Origin of the sequence: Nonomuraea sp. B10E15 (assembly GCF_039871615.1) — a bacterium.
In the GTDB taxonomy this organism is placed as follows: Bacteria; Actinomycetota; Actinomycetes; order Streptosporangiales; family Streptosporangiaceae; genus Nonomuraea.
In genome coordinates this window covers 93758-108086 of the sequence record NZ_JBDPMB010000025.1, presented here as the reverse complement: position 1 = coordinate 108086, position 14329 = coordinate 93758, and the positions used below count along the sequence as shown (strand labels likewise).

14 protein-coding genes are annotated in these 14329 nt (G+C 71.6%); 9 read left to right on the top strand and 5 right to left on the bottom strand.

From position 1 onward, the window contains the following. Window positions 1-184: 184 nt before the first annotated feature. Both vanY-N and ABGB14_RS42250 read left to right on the top strand, forming a co-directional pair. On the top strand, window positions 185-730 hold the full coding sequence (gene vanY-N, locus ABGB14_RS42255) for a D,D-peptidase/D,D-carboxypeptidase VanY-N (protein WP_347649509.1): 546 nt from the start codon (window positions 185-187) through the stop codon (window positions 728-730). A 67-nt stretch (window positions 731-797) separates the two neighbouring features. Then, the gene (locus ABGB14_RS42250; RefSeq protein WP_347649508.1) at window positions 798-2825 is read left to right on the top strand and encodes an ATP-binding protein; all 2028 of its coding nucleotides are present in this window, start codon (window positions 798-800) and stop codon (window positions 2823-2825) included. 28 nt (window positions 2826-2853) lie between these two features. Here ABGB14_RS42250 and ABGB14_RS42245 read toward each other — a convergent pair whose 3' ends face one another. Beyond that, window positions 2854-3546, bottom strand: a complete 693-nt coding sequence (locus ABGB14_RS42245; protein WP_347649507.1) for an aspartate/glutamate racemase family protein — start codon at window positions 3544-3546, stop codon at window positions 2854-2856. Between the two features lie 592 nt (window positions 3547-4138). On the opposite strand from ABGB14_RS42245, the gene ABGB14_RS42240 reads away from it, so the two are divergent. Then, window positions 4139-4882, top strand: a complete 744-nt coding sequence (locus tag ABGB14_RS42240) for a siderophore-interacting protein (protein ID WP_347649506.1) — start codon at window positions 4139-4141, stop codon at window positions 4880-4882. Between the two features lie 155 nt (window positions 4883-5037). Next, entirely contained in the window at window positions 5038-5475 is a 438-nt protein-coding gene (locus ABGB14_RS42235; RefSeq protein WP_347649505.1) for a DUF6640 family protein, read from the top strand. A gap of 76 nt (window positions 5476-5551) precedes the next feature. Here ABGB14_RS42235 and ABGB14_RS42230 read toward each other — a convergent pair whose 3' ends face one another. Then, on the bottom strand, window positions 5552-6517 hold the full coding sequence (locus tag ABGB14_RS42230; RefSeq protein WP_347649504.1) for a YafY family protein: 966 nt from the start codon (window positions 6515-6517) through the stop codon (window positions 5552-5554). 95 nt (window positions 6518-6612) lie between these two features. On the opposite strand from ABGB14_RS42230, the gene ABGB14_RS42225 reads away from it, so the two are divergent. From ABGB14_RS42225 to ABGB14_RS42215, 3 genes are read left to right on the top strand one after another with little or no spacing between them, the layout of a single operon-like run. After that, the gene (locus ABGB14_RS42225; protein WP_347649503.1) at window positions 6613-7623 is read left to right on the top strand and encodes an ATP-binding cassette domain-containing protein; all 1011 of its coding nucleotides are present in this window, start codon (window positions 6613-6615) and stop codon (window positions 7621-7623) included. Continuing rightward, complete coding sequence (locus tag ABGB14_RS42220) at window positions 7620-8408, top strand: ABC transporter permease (RefSeq protein WP_347649502.1); 789 nt, start codon at window positions 7620-7622, stop codon at window positions 8406-8408. Before ABGB14_RS42225 ends, ABGB14_RS42220 begins: the two co-directional genes overlap by 4 nt. 28 nt (window positions 8409-8436) lie before the next feature. After that, window positions 8437-9255 carry an NAD(P)H-binding protein gene (locus tag ABGB14_RS42215; RefSeq protein WP_347649501.1) on the top strand — a complete coding sequence of 273 codons (819 nt, stop codon included), beginning with the start codon at window positions 8437-8439 and terminating at the stop codon, window positions 9253-9255. Between the two features lie 100 nt (window positions 9256-9355). Here ABGB14_RS42215 and murF read toward each other — a convergent pair whose 3' ends face one another. The 3 genes from murF to ABGB14_RS42200 all read right to left on the bottom strand — a co-directional run bounded on the left by murF (window position 9356) and on the right by ABGB14_RS42200 (window position 13024). Beyond that, window positions 9356-10735, bottom strand: coding sequence for a UDP-N-acetylmuramoyl-tripeptide--D-alanyl-D-alanine ligase (murF, locus tag ABGB14_RS42210; RefSeq protein WP_347649500.1), 1380 nt, complete (start codon window positions 10733-10735; stop codon window positions 9356-9358). Further along, complete coding sequence (locus tag ABGB14_RS42205) at window positions 10732-11688, bottom strand: D-alanine--D-alanine ligase family protein (RefSeq protein WP_347649499.1); 957 nt, start codon at window positions 11686-11688, stop codon at window positions 10732-10734. The genes murF and ABGB14_RS42205 overlap by 4 nt, the downstream gene beginning before the upstream one ends. A 163-nt stretch (window positions 11689-11851) precedes the next feature. Beyond that, window positions 11852-13024 carry an MFS transporter gene (locus ABGB14_RS42200; protein WP_347649498.1) on the bottom strand — a complete coding sequence of 391 codons (1173 nt, stop codon included), beginning with the start codon at window positions 13022-13024 and terminating at the stop codon, window positions 11852-11854. A gap of 99 nt (window positions 13025-13123) precedes the next feature. On the opposite strand from ABGB14_RS42200, the gene ABGB14_RS42195 reads away from it, so the two are divergent. After that, on the top strand, window positions 13124-13546 hold the full coding sequence (locus ABGB14_RS42195) for an NADPH-dependent FMN reductase (protein WP_347649497.1): 423 nt from the start codon (window positions 13124-13126) through the stop codon (window positions 13544-13546). Continuing rightward, window positions 13543-14187, top strand: a complete 645-nt coding sequence (locus ABGB14_RS42190) for a TetR/AcrR family transcriptional regulator (protein WP_347649496.1) — start codon at window positions 13543-13545, stop codon at window positions 14185-14187. Before ABGB14_RS42195 ends, ABGB14_RS42190 begins: the two co-directional genes overlap by 4 nt. Window positions 14188-14329: the final 142 nt, after the last annotated feature.

Genomic DNA, 14329 nt, shown 5'->3' with positions numbered 1-14329 from the left:
CGAGTTTCACCGCACGCTCCGTAGCTCCCCGCAGGTCATCTCCATCCACTGTCGGCCGGTCGTGTCCCCGCCTCGTGCGCGCCGTGTCATGGTCGTGTCACGGTCGCGCCGGCGGTGGCCGCCGTCGAGAAACGATGACATGCGGCGGACAACGCACGCATATTCGGCGCCAATCGTAGTCGCCATGAACGAACCACGCACCATCCCACCTCGGCCCCGCGACCGGCTGTTCGCCGTGGTCACGCTGGTGCTCGCCGTTCTGCTGCTGCCCGCGGCGTTCGTCCGCCGTCCCGGCCGCGCTCGTGAACTGGCGTGCTCCTGGGCGTTACGGATGCGCTTCCCGGCCGAGGACCTCACCGGGCTCGCCGACGGTGCTCTGGCGGCGTTCACCGCGGCCCGTACCAGGGCGCTCTGGGGTCATGGCCAGCTGCTCGGCCTCACCTCGGGCTACCGCGATCCCCTCGTCCAGCAACGGATGTTCGACGAGGAGGTGCGCCGCTCCGGCTCCCCGGCCTCGGCGCGCATGCTCGTGCTGCCGGCGGCGGAATCCAGCCACGTCAAGGGCATCGCGCTGGACGTGCGCCCCCACGAAGGCGCGCGCTGGCTGGAGGAACACGGCGCCCGCTACGACCTCTACCGCATCTACGACAACGAGTGGTGGCACTTCGAGTACCGCCCGGACCGCGGCGGCACACCACCGCCCCGCCGGCCCCACCCCGGCCTGGGCTGACCGGGGCGGGGACGTTGACGGGTTCGCGCCCGAGAACCGACGGGCGATCGGAGAAGGGTCAAGGGATATGTCATCGGGACTGCTGGGATGGCGCCTGCAAGCCGCGAGGGAGACGGCGTTCGTGGGGCGGGAGGAGGAGCTCGCGGTTTTCACCGCGGCGTTGTACGGCAGCCGCTGCAGCGTTCTGTACGTGCACGGTCCCGGCGGCGTCGGGAAGTCGGCCTTGTTGCGGCGGTTCGCCGGCGAGGCCGCGGCGGCGGGGCGGCCGGTGTCCATGGTGGACGGGCTCCTGCCGGAGCCGGCGAGCTCCGAGGCCGAGGCGGCGCTTCGTGAAGCGGACGCGGTGCTGCTGGTCGACAACGTCGAACGCGTGCGGGGCTGGGAGGAGTGGCTGCGCGAGCGGTTCCTGCCGCGCGTGCCCATGGGGGCGCTGGTGGTGATCGCGGGGCGATGTCCGCCGGACATGCGATGGCAGGCCGATCCGGGATGGGCGGGTGCGCTGGAGGTGCTGCCGCTGCGCGACCTGCGGGCCGGAGACGCGCAGGCCCTGCTGGACTCCCGCGGGGTGCCGGCCGAGTCGCGCGAGCCGCTGCTGGCCTTCGCCGGAGGTCATCCGCTGGCGCTGCTGCTGGGGGCGGCCGTGGCGGTGAGGGACGGCGGGGCCGGCAGGCGGTGGACGCCGGATCAGGGCGTGGTGGGCACGTTGCTGGATCAGCTGGTGGGCGAGTTGCCCTCGGCGGCGCATCGGCACGCTCTGGAGGTCTGCGCGCATGCGCGGGTGACGACAGAAGACCTGCTGCGGGCGGTCTTTCCGCGGGACGCCGCGAATTTGTTCGGCTGGTTGCGGCGGTTGCCGTTCGTGGAGTCGTGCCGTCTCGGGCTGTTTCCGCATGACGTCGTGCGCGAGGTGGTGGAGGCGGACCTGCGGTGGCGCGATCCCGAGGGGCACGCGGCGATGCACGACCGGCTGCACGCGCATCTGGCGGACAGGGTGCGCACGGCGAGCGACGTGGACGTGCCAGGCGCGGTGGCGGCGCTGCTCTACCTGCATCGCGGCAACGGGGCGCCGGCCGGTTCGCACCGTTGCCGGGACGAGGACGAGTACCAGGAGGAACCGGTGCGGCAGGAGGACGTCGGCACGCTGGTCCGGGTGGCCGCAGCCGCGGAGGGCGCCGCCTCCGGGGCCGTCTTCTGTGCCGCCTTCTGGGCCGACCGGCAGCCGCAGGCGTTCCGGCTGTACCGGCGGGCCGAAACCGGCGAGCCCGTGGCCTTCTCCGCCTGGTTGCGCCTGGCGGAACCCGACGAGCGGGAGCTGGCGGCCGATCCCGTCGTGGCCGCGGCGTGGACGCATGCGCGGGCCACCACGCCGTTGCGCGCCGGCGAACACGTGGCGGTCGGCCGGATGTGGGCGCTGCCGCAGTATCGCGAGCACTCGCCGCTGTCGGAGGCGATCCGGTGGCGGATGATCGCCGATTGCCTGCGGGCCGAGCGCCTGGCATGGTCCTCCATCGCGCTACGGCATCCGGACCCGGAGTGGGTGGAACAGCTACGGCACTACGGAATGCGTACCCTCTCCGAGGAGCCGCGGCTCGGCGATGACGCCTACACCCTGTTCGTTCATGACTGGCGCGCGGTGCCGGCGCAGACCTGGCTGGAGCGCATGAACCACCCGCTCGTCGCGGGCCCGAGCGCCGCCGCGGCGGAACTGGCGGTGTTGTCGCGGGCGCAGTTCGCCGAGGCGGTGCGCAAGGCGTTGCGCCTGCTGTCGCGGCCGGACGCGCTGGCGGCTTCCCCGCTGGCGCGCACCAGGCTGATCGCCGAGCGGGCCGGGCGGGATCCCGCCGCGGCGCTGGGCGACGTGCTCCGCCAGGCGATCGACGAGTTGCGCGAGGATCCGCGTGCGGTCAAGTTCCACCGGGCGCTGTCCGTCACGTTCCTGCGCGGGACTCCCACCCAGGAGCTGGCCGCGGAACGCCTGGGCCTGCCTTTCACCACCTACCGCCGCCACCTGGCGGCCGGCATCGAACGCGTCTGCGCCGGCCTGTGGCACCGGGAACTGTACGGCGCAGGCGCGCCGGCGGACCGGTCCGCCTGACCCGCCATCCCGCCCACGGCGTGCACGATCAGTCGGCGAGCGCGAAGCCGGCCGCCGCCTCCGCGTGCAGCCGGGCGCTCGGCAGCACCGGGATGGCGCTGTCCTTCTCGCCGACCAGCAGCTCGATCTCCGTGCATCCGAGGATCACGCCTTCGGCTCCGTCGTCCGCGAGACCATCGATGATCCGGGCGTACGCGTCCCTGGACGACTCCCGGAGCACCCCGCGCACCAGTTCGTCGAAGATCACGCGATGGACCAGGTCGCGCTGCTCACGCCGCGGGACGACCACGTCGAAACCGTGGGCGGCCAGCCGGTCCCGGTAGAAGGGCTGCTCCATGGTGAACCGGGTGCCCAGCAGGCCGACCTTGCGCATGCCCCTGGCGCGGATCTCGGCGCCCAGCGCGTCGGCGATGTGCAGCACGGGCACGCTCACGGCCCGCTCGACGTCGTCGCTCACCCGGCTGAAGGTGTTGCTGCAGATGAGCAGGAGGTCGGCTCCGAGATCCGCCAGTTTCCCGCCGGCACCGGTCAGCAACGTGCTCACCTCGTCCCAGCGGCCGGCGAAGATGAGGTCCTCGACGGTCGTATAGTCGACCGACCAGATGAGGCTGTTGGCGGAATGGCTGCCGCCGAGTCGCTCGCGTACCCGCTGGTTGATGATCTGGTAGTAGATCACCGTCGATTCCCAGCTCAACCCGCCGATGAGACCGATAGTGCGCATGAAACCCCGTTTCGCCAGCTTGTGGCGGCAGGCTAGACGGGGTGCCTGCTCATTCTTAAGGCCAGAAGATGTCCAGCCGTCCGGACCCGGCCTGCCGCCGAAGCGGAATGGAGCGTACGTCGACACATGATCGGCACTTGTCGTCTGCTGGTATGTGCGGACACCCCTCACCCCTCACCCCTCAGGTCGTTCCCCTGACCGCCGTTGACATCTTAGGGCATCTATGTTTCCTTAATGCCTCTAAGTAATCTAGAAGCAATAAGGAGTCGTCGTAGAACCTCAGTGGTGGATCCTTCTCGCGGCGATGGCGATGGGCGCGGCCGTATGGTGGCGGATGTCCAGATCCGCCACCATACGGCGGCGTAAGGACTCCTGACGTGACTCCTCCGCTCCGTGAAGGAAGCGGCTTCTCGCCCCGCTTACGCGGGAGACGACGGCCAAGCCCTGACCGATGCCCGAAAGCACAAGCACCATCCTGTCCGCAGGAGGCGACGGTGTCCGAGGTTCTGCCCCTGAACGCCCGGGCCTTGGCGGCCCTCCCGCTCCCGACTCCCCCATCGCCTGAAGGCGACGGTCCCCTCAGGAGGCTCTGATGGCACGCACGATGCGCGACCGCTTGTTCGGCAAGTACGCCATGGAGGGGACCGTCACCGTCGCCGAGCAGGTCACCCCCGCCATGCGACGGATCCGGCTGGAAACCGACCAGCCCATCGCGTTCCCCTACACACCCGGGCAGCACATCAGGATCCAGTTGAAGGACCCGCTGTCGATGTCGGGCATCCTGCGCCCGGCCGAGACACTGCGCACCTACACGATCTGGGACCTCGACCCCGGCAGGACGGCGATCGAATTGCGCGTCCACCTGTATGCGGGCGACGGCATCGGCCTGACGTGGGCGCGGGCGGCCAGGCCCGGGGACCGGACGACCTTCTGGTGGCCGCAAGGCGACTTGTCCATCCGCGAGTCGGCCTACCACGTCTTCATCGGGGAGGAGACCGCCAGCGCCGCCTTCGGGCCGATGATCAGAGCGTTGGAAACCTCGGCCCAGGTGTTCGGCGTCCTGGAGAGCGAGACCCCCGAGCACGACCTCCCCCTGCCCGGGGCGCCGCCGCTGCGCCGCGTCCACCGCCACGGCGCCCCCGCCATCGCCTCCCCGGTGCTGCTCGCCGCCGCGGCAGAGCTCGACCTGCCGGGCAACGCCGGCGCCGCCTACGTGGCCGGCGAGGCCAGAACCTGCCAGCTGGTGCGCGACTTCCTGGTACGCGAGCGCAACTGGCCACGGACCTCGATCAAGACCAAACCGTTCTGGGCCCCGGGCAAGCGGGGCCTGCACTGACCGTCAAGGAGACGTACACGTGAAAGCGATCAGGCCGGAGCCGCCGCGCACTGGACTTCCGCGCCGCTGACCACCCTGCTGGACGCGGTCCTCCCTCTCCTGCCCAACGGGCTCTTCGACCGCTCACTCACCCCCGCCCACACCTGGACGATCTGATGCCTCTCCCGAGAGTCCTGCTCATTGCCGTCGCAGCGATCACGACGGTCAGCGCCGTGCTCGCCGACCTGGTCATCCCCGACCTGGCGGCACAGCACGCCTTCAACCCCGCCTGGCCGCCGCACGCCAAATTTCACGACGCCCAATACATGGTGATGACCGTGCTCCTCGGACTCGCCGGCCTGGCCCTCGCACTACGGCCTGGCCGCAACACGCTGCTGCACGCCGCCGCCATCCTGGCCACCCCGTGGCTCGGCATGATCGGTGCGCTCCCGTTCCCCGGCACCGCGACCTACGACCCGGAGTTCGCCGACCGGACCGTCTTCGTCCTCGGCCTGCACGGGCAGGTCTTCATGGCGATCGTCCTGCTCCTGTCCCTGCTCGTCGCGACAGCGGCGGCAGTGCGCATGCCCATGGACTCCCCTACCCGGTCATGAGCTGAGCGCCGAGCGCGGCGGCACAGCGCGTGGCTCGACGGCCAGCGGGTGTTCACCGTCCACCCTTCACCGGCCGTCACGGGCTCTCTTGGGTGCCGGCGGTGAGGCGTCGTCCCCAGGCGCGCATGTAGGCGACGGCTTCCGGCGGGCCGTGGACCACCACGGGGGCGTCCAGCGCTCCGATGCAGAAGGTGGCCCAGTCCAGGGAGTCCGTGGCGATCTCCACCCGGCACGAGGTGTCGTCGACGGGTTCCACCGTCCCGTAGTGCGCGATCTCCTCCCGGACCCGTTCGGCGGGGGCCCCGACCGTGGCGCGGACGGGATACCTGGCGGGCATCGCCCTGATCCGGGCGCGCACGTACTCGACGGGGTCGTCGGCGGGGAGGGGGCGGGGGGCGAACGTCGTGCCGGTGCGGCCCGCGTCACCGATGCGGTCGACGCGGAAGGTGCGCCAGCCGGCCCGGTCGAGGTCCCAGGCGATGAGGTACAGGCGGTTCTCGACGCGGACGATGTGGTGCGGGTGGACTGTTCTGGCAGCGGTCTGGCCGGTGCGGGTGCGGTAGGCGAACTGCACCGTCTCGGTGTCGCGGCAGGCCAGGGCGAGGGTCGTCAACGAGGCGACATCGGTGATGTCCACCCGCGCCTCGGGGTTGCGCGCCGGGACGGCGACGGCGCGAAGGCTGTCGATGCGGCGCCGGATCCGTACGGGAAGCACCTGGACGATCTTGGCCATGGCGCTCAGCGCGGCGTCGGCTGACGTCGGGGAGGGGCCGGAGGTGATCTCTTGGAGCCCCATGACGATGGCGGCGGCCTCGTCCTCGCTGAGTACCAGGGGTGGGAGCGAGGCGCCGGGGCTGAGTTGGTAGCCGCCGCCGGTGCCCCGTGTGGCGGTGATCGGATATCCGAGCTCCTGGAGGCTGTCGATGTCGCGGCGGAGCGTGCGCTGGCTGACGCCGAGGCGGCGCGCGAGCTCGTGGCTGGGCCAGTGGCGCCGGTTCTGCAGCAGGCCGAGGAGTTCGAGGACGCGGGTGCCGGTCGACATGAACCCACTCTAGGCCGACTTGTGGACATATAGCGGCCACAAGCCCGGTGATGATGGGGACCGCCATCGAAGCGGAATGGAGCGTACGTCGACACATGATCAGCACTGGCAATCTGTCCCGGAGTTTCCGGGCTCCCGACGGCGATGAGGTCCGCGCCGTCCGTGGCATCGACCTCTCCGTGGCGCGCGGGGAAACGGTCGCCGTTCTCGGCCCGAACGGCGCGGGCAAGAGCACGCTCATGCGGATGCTCTCGACGCTGCTCCCACCCACGGGAGGCACCGCGCGCGTCGCAGGCTTCGACGTGCGGACCCAGGCTCCGCTGGTGCGCGAGCGCATCGGCTATGTCGGCCAGGGCAACGGCGCCGGGCACGCCCAGCGAGCCCTGGACGAGGTCGTCACCCAGGGCCGCATCTACGGCCTCGACCGGGCCGCGGCCCGCGCCCGGGCCGCGGAACTGCTCTCGGCGCTCGGTCTGGAACAGTTGGCGCGCCGCAAGACGCAGGCGATGAGCGGCGGCCAGCGGCGGCGCCTCGACCTGGCGATCGGGCTGGTGCACCTGCCAGCGTTGATGTTCCTGGACGAGCCGACGACGGGCCTCGACCCGCAGAACCGCACCAACCTCTGGGACCACATCACCGGGATGCGGCGCCGCGGCGACATGACCGTCGTCTTCAGCACCCACTACCTGGAGGAGGCCGATCAGGAGGCGGATCGGATCGTCGTCATCGATCACGGGCGCATCATCGCCGAGGGGACGCCGGCCCAGCTCAAACAGCGTCATGTCGGAGACCGGCTGACGCTGGAAACAACCGACCACGCTTCCGCCGAGCGCCTGCGCGGGCTCATGGCGGCGATGGACGGTGTCGCGACGGTGACCCGGCAGGGTGACGCGGTCACCGGGCAGGTCGCCGACGGCCGCGCGGCACTGCCGAGCGCGATCGCCGCCGCCCGTGACCAGGGGATCACCGTGGTCGCCGCCGACACCCGGCTCCCCACGCTGGATGACGTGTTCCTCGAACTCACCGGCCGGAGCCTGCGCGACGCCGGCGGGCGACCGGACACCGGCACCGGGGACCGCGACCAGACACCGGAGAGGGTCGCATGAGCACCATCACCCCACCGCGCAGACGCAACGTCGCAGGCGACATCCTCATCGTGATGACCCGCGAGCTGCGCCCCGTGGCCGGTGACCCGTTCTCCCTGGTCGTCGGACTGATCCAGCCGCTGTTCTTCCTGCTCCTCTTCGGGCCCCTGGTCGTGCACGACACGACGACCGGGACCGCACACCAGTCCCCGTGGGCGTGGTTCGTCCCGGGGATCCTCGTGATGACCTCGCTCTTCGGAACGGCGGGGACCGGATCGAACCTCCAGTACGACCTCCAGGGCGGCTCGCACGAACGCCTCCTGGTCACGCCGTTGGCGCGCTCGTCGCTGTTCGTCGGGCGCGCGCTCAAGGAGTTCGTGCCACTCGTCGTCCAGGCCGTCGTGATCGTGCTGATCATGGTCCCGTTCGGGTTCCGCCCCGATGCCGGCGGCGGCGTCCTGGGCCTGGTGCTCCTGGGTGTCCTCGGCGTCGGGATCGGGTCACTCAGCTACGCGCTGGCCATCGCCGTGCGCGCGCAGGACTGGATGTTCTGGACCGTGCACCAGACGGTCCTCTTCCCGCTGATGATCCTCTCCGGGATGCTGCTGCCCCTCGATGAGGGACCGCAGTGGATCCGCGTCCTCGCGCAGTTCAACCCCCTCACCCACGTCGTCGAGGCCGAACGCGACCTCTTCGCCGGTCAGATCGCGACCCCCGACGTCGGCTACGGACTCCTCGCCGCCGGCACGACCGCCGCCCTCGGCTTCGTCCTCGGGCTTCGCGCCCTGCGCGCCAGCACCGACTGACAACACCCGCACGAAAGGACCTACGAACATGCGCATCCTCGTCACCGGAGCGACCGGCCAGGTCGGGCGGCACCTCGCCGCGCAACTCCACGAAGCCGGGCACGCCGTCCGCGCGCTCTCCCGCACCCCCGCCAAAGCCGCCCTCCCGACCGGTGTCGAGGTGGTGGCGGGCGACCTCACCGATGCCGCCACGCTCGAAGCAGCCTTCGAAGGGGTCGACGCGATCCACCTGATCACCTTCGGCGGCGACGGCGACCTGACCAACGGCCCCGAGATCATCGACCTCGCCGCACGCCACGGCATCGCGCGGGCCACGGTCCTCGGCGGCTGGTCGCCCACCAGTGTCGAAAGCGCCCTGGAGTCCAGTACGATCCGGTGGACCCTGCTCCAGCCGGTGGAGTTCATGTGCAACGCGCTCGAATGGGCCGACGAGATCCGCTCCCGGGGCACCGTGTCCATGCTCGCCACCTTCCCCAGCGCGATGGTGCACGAGGCCGACATCGCCGCCGTGGCCGCCACCGCGCTCACCCACGAGGGCCACGAGGGCCGTAGCTACCCGATCACCGGGCCCGAGGCCCTTACCCCTGCGGAGCGCACCCGGATCATCGCCGAGGCCACCGGGCAGGACATCGCCTTCGTGCACCTGAGCGAGGAGGCGGAGCGCGCCCGGCTGCGCGGCTACGGATACGACGAGGACTACGTGGAGTTCGGGATCCACCTGGCCACGAACCCGCCCGAGGCCGGCGGTGTGGTCCTGCCCACCGTCGAGGACGTCACCGGCACGCCCGCGCGAACCTTCGCCCAGTGGGCGCGGGAACACGCTGAACGGTTCCGCGCCGCGCCCTGACCCGCGCGGGCCGAACCCGGCAGGCCGACCCTTGCCCCCGTGACGTGCGGATGCGCCGGACGGTGTCCGCGTCCGGTGTCCGCGTCCGCGCCGGGACAGGTCAGGCGCCGGCCAGCGCGCGGGCGCACGCGCCGAGCCCGATCTCGCTGGAGGCCTTGACGAGCACCACGTCTCCCGGTTCGAGCAGCGCGGTGGCCAGGCTGAGGGCCCCGGCCACGTCCTCGACGGTGTGGACGGCCATCTCCGGGTTCGACGACCGCGCCGCCTGCGCCATCGCGACCGGATCTCCTGCTCCGACCGCGATCAGCACGTCGAAGCGGAGACCGGCGACGAGCCGGCCCATCTCCGCGTGCCGGGCGCGCGAGGCGTCCGCCTGCTGCCCCATCGTGCCGAGCACGGCGACGGTACGACGGACTCCGGCCAGGGCCTTCACCGCCCGCAGCCCGGCCCGCACGGATTCGGGGCTGGCGTTGTAGGCGTCGTTGACGATGGTGATGCCGTCAGGTCGTTCGGCGATTTCCAGCCGGCCCGCTGAGCGCCGCACGGCGGCGCTCAGCCCGTCGGCGATCTCGGCGGCGCCCAGGCCGAGCACGGTGGCGACGGCGGCGGCGGCCACGGCGTTGCTCACCTGGTGCTCGCCTATGAGGTCGAGCTCGACCGGGGCGCGACCGGAGGGCGTCACCAGCTCGAACGCGGTCCGCCCCCCGTCGATCATCCGCACGTTCCCGGCGCGTACCTGCGCCTGCGCCGACCGTCCGTACGACAGGATCCGCGCCCTGGTCCGGCCGGCCATGCCCCTGACGTACGGGTCGTCGGCGTTGAGCAGCGCGAACCCGTCCGCCGCGAGCGCCTCGACCAGCTCGCCCTTGGCCTCGGCCACGTCGGCGGGCCCGGCTCCCATGCGTTCCACGTGTGCGGTGCCGACGTTGAGCACCAGGCCGACCTGCGGCGGCGCGAGCCCGGTCAGATACGTCAGGTCGCCCTTGCGGCCCGCGCCCATCTCCAGCACCAGGTAGCGGGTGGTGGCATCGGCACGCAGCACGGTGAGCGGCAGCCCGAGCTCGTTGTTGAACGACCTGTCGGTGGCGACCGTCGCGGCGTGCCGTTCGAGCACCTGGGCCAGCAGGTCCTTGGTCGTGGTCTTGCCCACCGAGCCGGTCAGGCCGATCACGGTCGGGCTGATGCGTTCGAGCAGGTGCCTGGCCAGCAGGCCGAGCGCGACCTGGACGTCCTCGACCACGAGGGCGGGCACGCCGAGGGGCCTCGAGGCCAGCACGGCGGCGGCGCCGCCCGCGACGGCGCCGGCCGCGTAGTCGTGACCGTCGACGTTGGCGCCGGCCGTCGCGGCGAACAGGCCGCCGGGCAGCACCTCGCGGGAGTCGACCGCCGAGGGCGCCGTCACCGTCGCCTGCGGGTCGCGCACGTCGTGGAGGCTCGCGCCGACGACCCGCGCGATCTCGTTCAGCGTCATGGGGATCATGAGCGGCTCCTGGCGAAAGCCAGGTCGATGAGGCGGCGCAGCAGGTCCGGGTACGGGACACCGCTGGCGGCCCAGGCCCTGGCGTAGACGGAACGGGACGTGAAACCGGGCATGGTGTTGATCTCCAGCACGTACAGGCGTCCCGTGTCCTCCTCGTAGAGGAAGTCGACACGGGACAGGCCGTAGCCACCGATCGCCCGGAACGCGCGCAGGGCCAGCTCGCGCACGTCCTCGGCCACGCGCTCCGGCAGCGCGGCGGGGATGGTGGCGATCTCGGCCCCGCTGAGGTATTTCGCCTCGTAGTCGAGCCAGTCGCCGGGCACGATGAGCTCGCCGGGCACCGAGACGTCCGGCGCGTCATGGCCGCCGAGCACGCCGCAGATGATCTCGCGCGCCGTCACGCCCTGCTCGACGACGGCCATCCCGTCGTGGGCCAGCGCCAGGTCCACGCCCGCGCGCAGCTCCTCCATGGAGGTGACCCGCGAGATGCCGATGGAGGAGCCCATGCCGGCCGGTTTGACGTACATCGGCCAGTCGAGCGACTTCACCAGGCCCCAGGGGTCGGTGGTGGTGCGCCACTCGTGCTCGGTGAACCACACGTGGGGAGTGACCGGGATGTCCTCCGCCGAGAACGCGCGCCGCATCGCGACCTTGTTCATGCCCACGGCCGAGGCCAGCACGCCGCAGCCCACGTACGGGATGCCCAGCGTCTCCAGGAGGCCCTGGACGACGCCGTCCTCGCCGAACGGCCCGTGCAGCGCGGGGAAGACCACGTCCGCCAGATCGGGCCGCGGCTCCACCGGCCATCTGCCCTGCCGGTCGATGATGACGGGGACGGGCTCGTACAGATCTTGCGGCAGGGCGTCGAGCACGGCCTGCGCCGACTGCAGCGACACCTCGTGCTCGGCGGACGGTCCGCCCGCCAGCACGGCCACGCGCACGCGTTCGGTCACGATCGATCAGCCTTCCTCGGTGGCACGGAGACAACGCCGCCGGCGGTACGGCGTTCCGCCGTCGCAGGACCAGCCCGCCGAGTGTCGGCTCTTCGCCTGACCGGTTACCAGGCCATTCGCTGTCCGCTTCCCGACCGCGGCGCGTCCGCGGGCGCCGCGGGTTTCACACGAGCAGGAGAGTGGCCAGTGCCGGGCCGAAGGCGCCGCCCAGCTGGTAGCACAGGGTGAACAGGCTCACGGCGGTGGCCCGGTGCTCGTGCGGCACGACCTCGCCCACGCGGGCCGCGTACCAGGCCATCGCCGCTGTGGCGGCGAACACCGCGAACGCGGTGGACGCCGCGATGAGCACCGGCCACGGGGCGACCAGCGGCAGGGCGACGGCCACGGCGCCCGTGGCCGGCAGGACGGCCCGGGTGACGGCCGCACCGAGCCGGGAGGTCCACCGGGTGAACAGCAGCGAGGCGATCGAGCCGGCGGTCAGCATCATGAGCGTCATCCACCCGATCCGCTCGCTCGTCCAGTGGTGTTCCAGCAGCCGGGGCACGGTGTAGAGCAGAGCGAAGTAGGAGGTGGACAGCGTGCCGGCCGCCGCTGCCGCGGTGATGAACGGCCGGGAGCGGATGACCGGCCGAGGGACGAACCCGGCGGGTTTCCTGCGGACGTGCCGGGCCAGCAGCAGGCCGGCCACGGCCGCGGCGGCGGCCGCCGCCAGTTCCAGGCGAGGGATGAGGACGAAGGCGCTGACCAGCGCCATCACCAGAAGGGTCCCGACGGTGTCCGTACGGGTGGCGCCGGCGGCTTCGCGGCTGTCGTGATGGGGGGCGCGGCGCAGGACGGCGGGGACGGCCAGCAGCGCGGGCAGGGACAGCAGCAGCGGCACCCGCCAGGAGATCGCCGACAGCGTGGAGCCGGCCAGCGGGCCGAATGCGCCGACCAGGCCGACCCCGGCGGTGACGGCGCCCGCTCGCGAGGTGGTCCCGGCCAGGGTGATGGCGATGGTGACCAGGCCGCCTCCGCCGGCGGCTTGGGCGGCGCGTCCGGCCAGCAACGTCGGCAGCGTCGGTGCGCCGGCGACCAGAAGGGTGCCGAGGAGGACGAGCGCGGCGTTGGCGAGCGTGGCGGCGCGGACGCCGCGGGTGCGCAGCAGCGCGGCGGTGAGCGGGGCGCCGAGGACGCCGCCCCAGCCGAAGGCGGTGGCGGCCCAGGTGGCGTCGGCGGCCGAGACGCCCAGGGCGCGGGCCAGCTCGGGGATGACGGTGATGGTGCTGTTGGCGCTGAGCGAGGTCGGCGTGGCCAGGAGCACGAGGTAAATAACGGCGATTCGTCTCTTTTGCACGGTTACGGCGATCACGTGCCTCAAAGTACACCAAGCTGTTTCCTTTTGACACTGACTGGTGTACTTTTTCGTCGTTGGCGAGAACCCATGAGGAGAGACATGACCGAGCTCAACATCCTGGCCCTGTCCGGCAGCCTGCGCGCGGACTCCCACAACACGGCCCTGCTGCACGCGGCCCGCGCGCTCGATCCCGGCGGGGTCGCCATCGACATCGATCGCGACCTGGGCCGGTTGCCCCTCTACAACCAGGACCTGGACACCGGCACGCCACCCGCTCCGGTCACCACGCTGCGTGCCCGCATCGCCGGAGCCGACGCCCTGCTGATCGCCACGCCGGAGCACAACGCCTCCGTTCCGGTCTTCCACTGCGACACCCGCTTCACGCACGATCGCCGGCTGACCGACCCCCACACCACCGACCTGCTGCACGAACTGCTCGACGCCCTGGCCGGCAAGGCCCGCCCGCGCGCCGGACACCCCTACACTGCACCGAGGAGTCTCCAGCGGGAAGGACGTCGATGACCCTGCGCCAGGCCGAGCCGTACGGCCGGCCGGAGAAGCGACAGGCGATCACCCGGGCCGCCCGCCGCGTCTTCGGCCGCGACGGCTACACCCGGGCAGGCGTGGACGCGATCGCCGCCGAGGCGGGGGTGTCCAAACGGACCATCTACCGGCACTTCACCGACAAGGAGCAGCTGTTCCTGACCGTCGCGCTCGAAGGCGCCGACGAGGTCACCGCGGCCATCGCGCAGATCATGGACCGGCACCTGCACAAGATCGTGGACCTGGAGCAGGACCTGATCGACTTCTCCCTCGACCGGGTCGCCGCGGTCACCGCCTTCCCCGACCACTTCGCCCTGGTCCGGGCCATCGAGGCTGAGGCGGCCCACATCCCGCCGCCGATTCTCGAGGCGTGGGTCGTCGCCGGCCCGCAGACCGGGCATCTGCGGCTGGCGCCGTACCTGCGCCGGATCGCCGAACGCGGCCTGCTCCGGATCGACGACGCCGACGTCGCCGCCGCCCACCTCACCCTGCTGACCGTCACCGACGTGAACCAGCAGACCTTCTACGGCGCCGTCCCCCTTCCCCAGGAAGAAGTCACCCGGCTCGTCACCGCAGGCGTGCGGGCCTTCCTCCGCAGCTATGCGGCCTCCGCCGCATAGCGCACATGCCCACCTCGTGGCGGACGCCGCTGGTGACGTGCTGTTTTGCAACACTCGGGCTCCCGGCAGCCGAAACCCCGATGAGCCGGAATGGGAAGATGGCATCCCTAGCACCTGAAGCATGTGTGGCCAAAGGACCCGC

Bases quoted from the DNA above. Each gene is read 5' to 3' on its own strand.
- vanY-N (WP_347649509.1), top strand. From the start codon at position 185: ATGAACGAACCACGCACCATCCCACCTCGGCCCCGCGACCGGCTGTTC.
- ABGB14_RS42250 (WP_347649508.1), top strand. From the start codon at position 798: ATGTCATCGGGACTGCTGGGATGGCGCCTGCAAGCCGCGAGGGAGACG.
- ABGB14_RS42245 (WP_347649507.1), bottom strand. From the start codon at position 3,546: ATGCGCACTATCGGTCTCATCGGCGGGTTGAGCTGGGAATCGACGGTG.
- ABGB14_RS42240 (WP_347649506.1), top strand. From the start codon at position 4,139: ATGGCACGCACGATGCGCGACCGCTTGTTCGGCAAGTACGCCATGGAG.
- ABGB14_RS42235 (WP_347649505.1), top strand. From the start codon at position 5,038: ATGCCTCTCCCGAGAGTCCTGCTCATTGCCGTCGCAGCGATCACGACG.
- ABGB14_RS42230 (WP_347649504.1), bottom strand. From the start codon at position 6,517: ATGTCGACCGGCACCCGCGTCCTCGAACTCCTCGGCCTGCTGCAGAAC.
- ABGB14_RS42225 (WP_347649503.1), top strand. From the start codon at position 6,613: ATGATCAGCACTGGCAATCTGTCCCGGAGTTTCCGGGCTCCCGACGGC.
- ABGB14_RS42220 (WP_347649502.1), top strand. From the start codon at position 7,620: ATGAGCACCATCACCCCACCGCGCAGACGCAACGTCGCAGGCGACATC.
- ABGB14_RS42215 (WP_347649501.1), top strand. From the start codon at position 8,437: ATGCGCATCCTCGTCACCGGAGCGACCGGCCAGGTCGGGCGGCACCTC.
- murF (WP_347649500.1), bottom strand. From the start codon at position 10,735: ATGATCCCCATGACGCTGAACGAGATCGCGCGGGTCGTCGGCGCGAGC.
- ABGB14_RS42195 (WP_347649497.1), top strand. From the start codon at position 13,124: ATGACCGAGCTCAACATCCTGGCCCTGTCCGGCAGCCTGCGCGCGGAC.
- ABGB14_RS42190 (WP_347649496.1), top strand. From the start codon at position 13,543: ATGACCCTGCGCCAGGCCGAGCCGTACGGCCGGCCGGAGAAGCGACAG.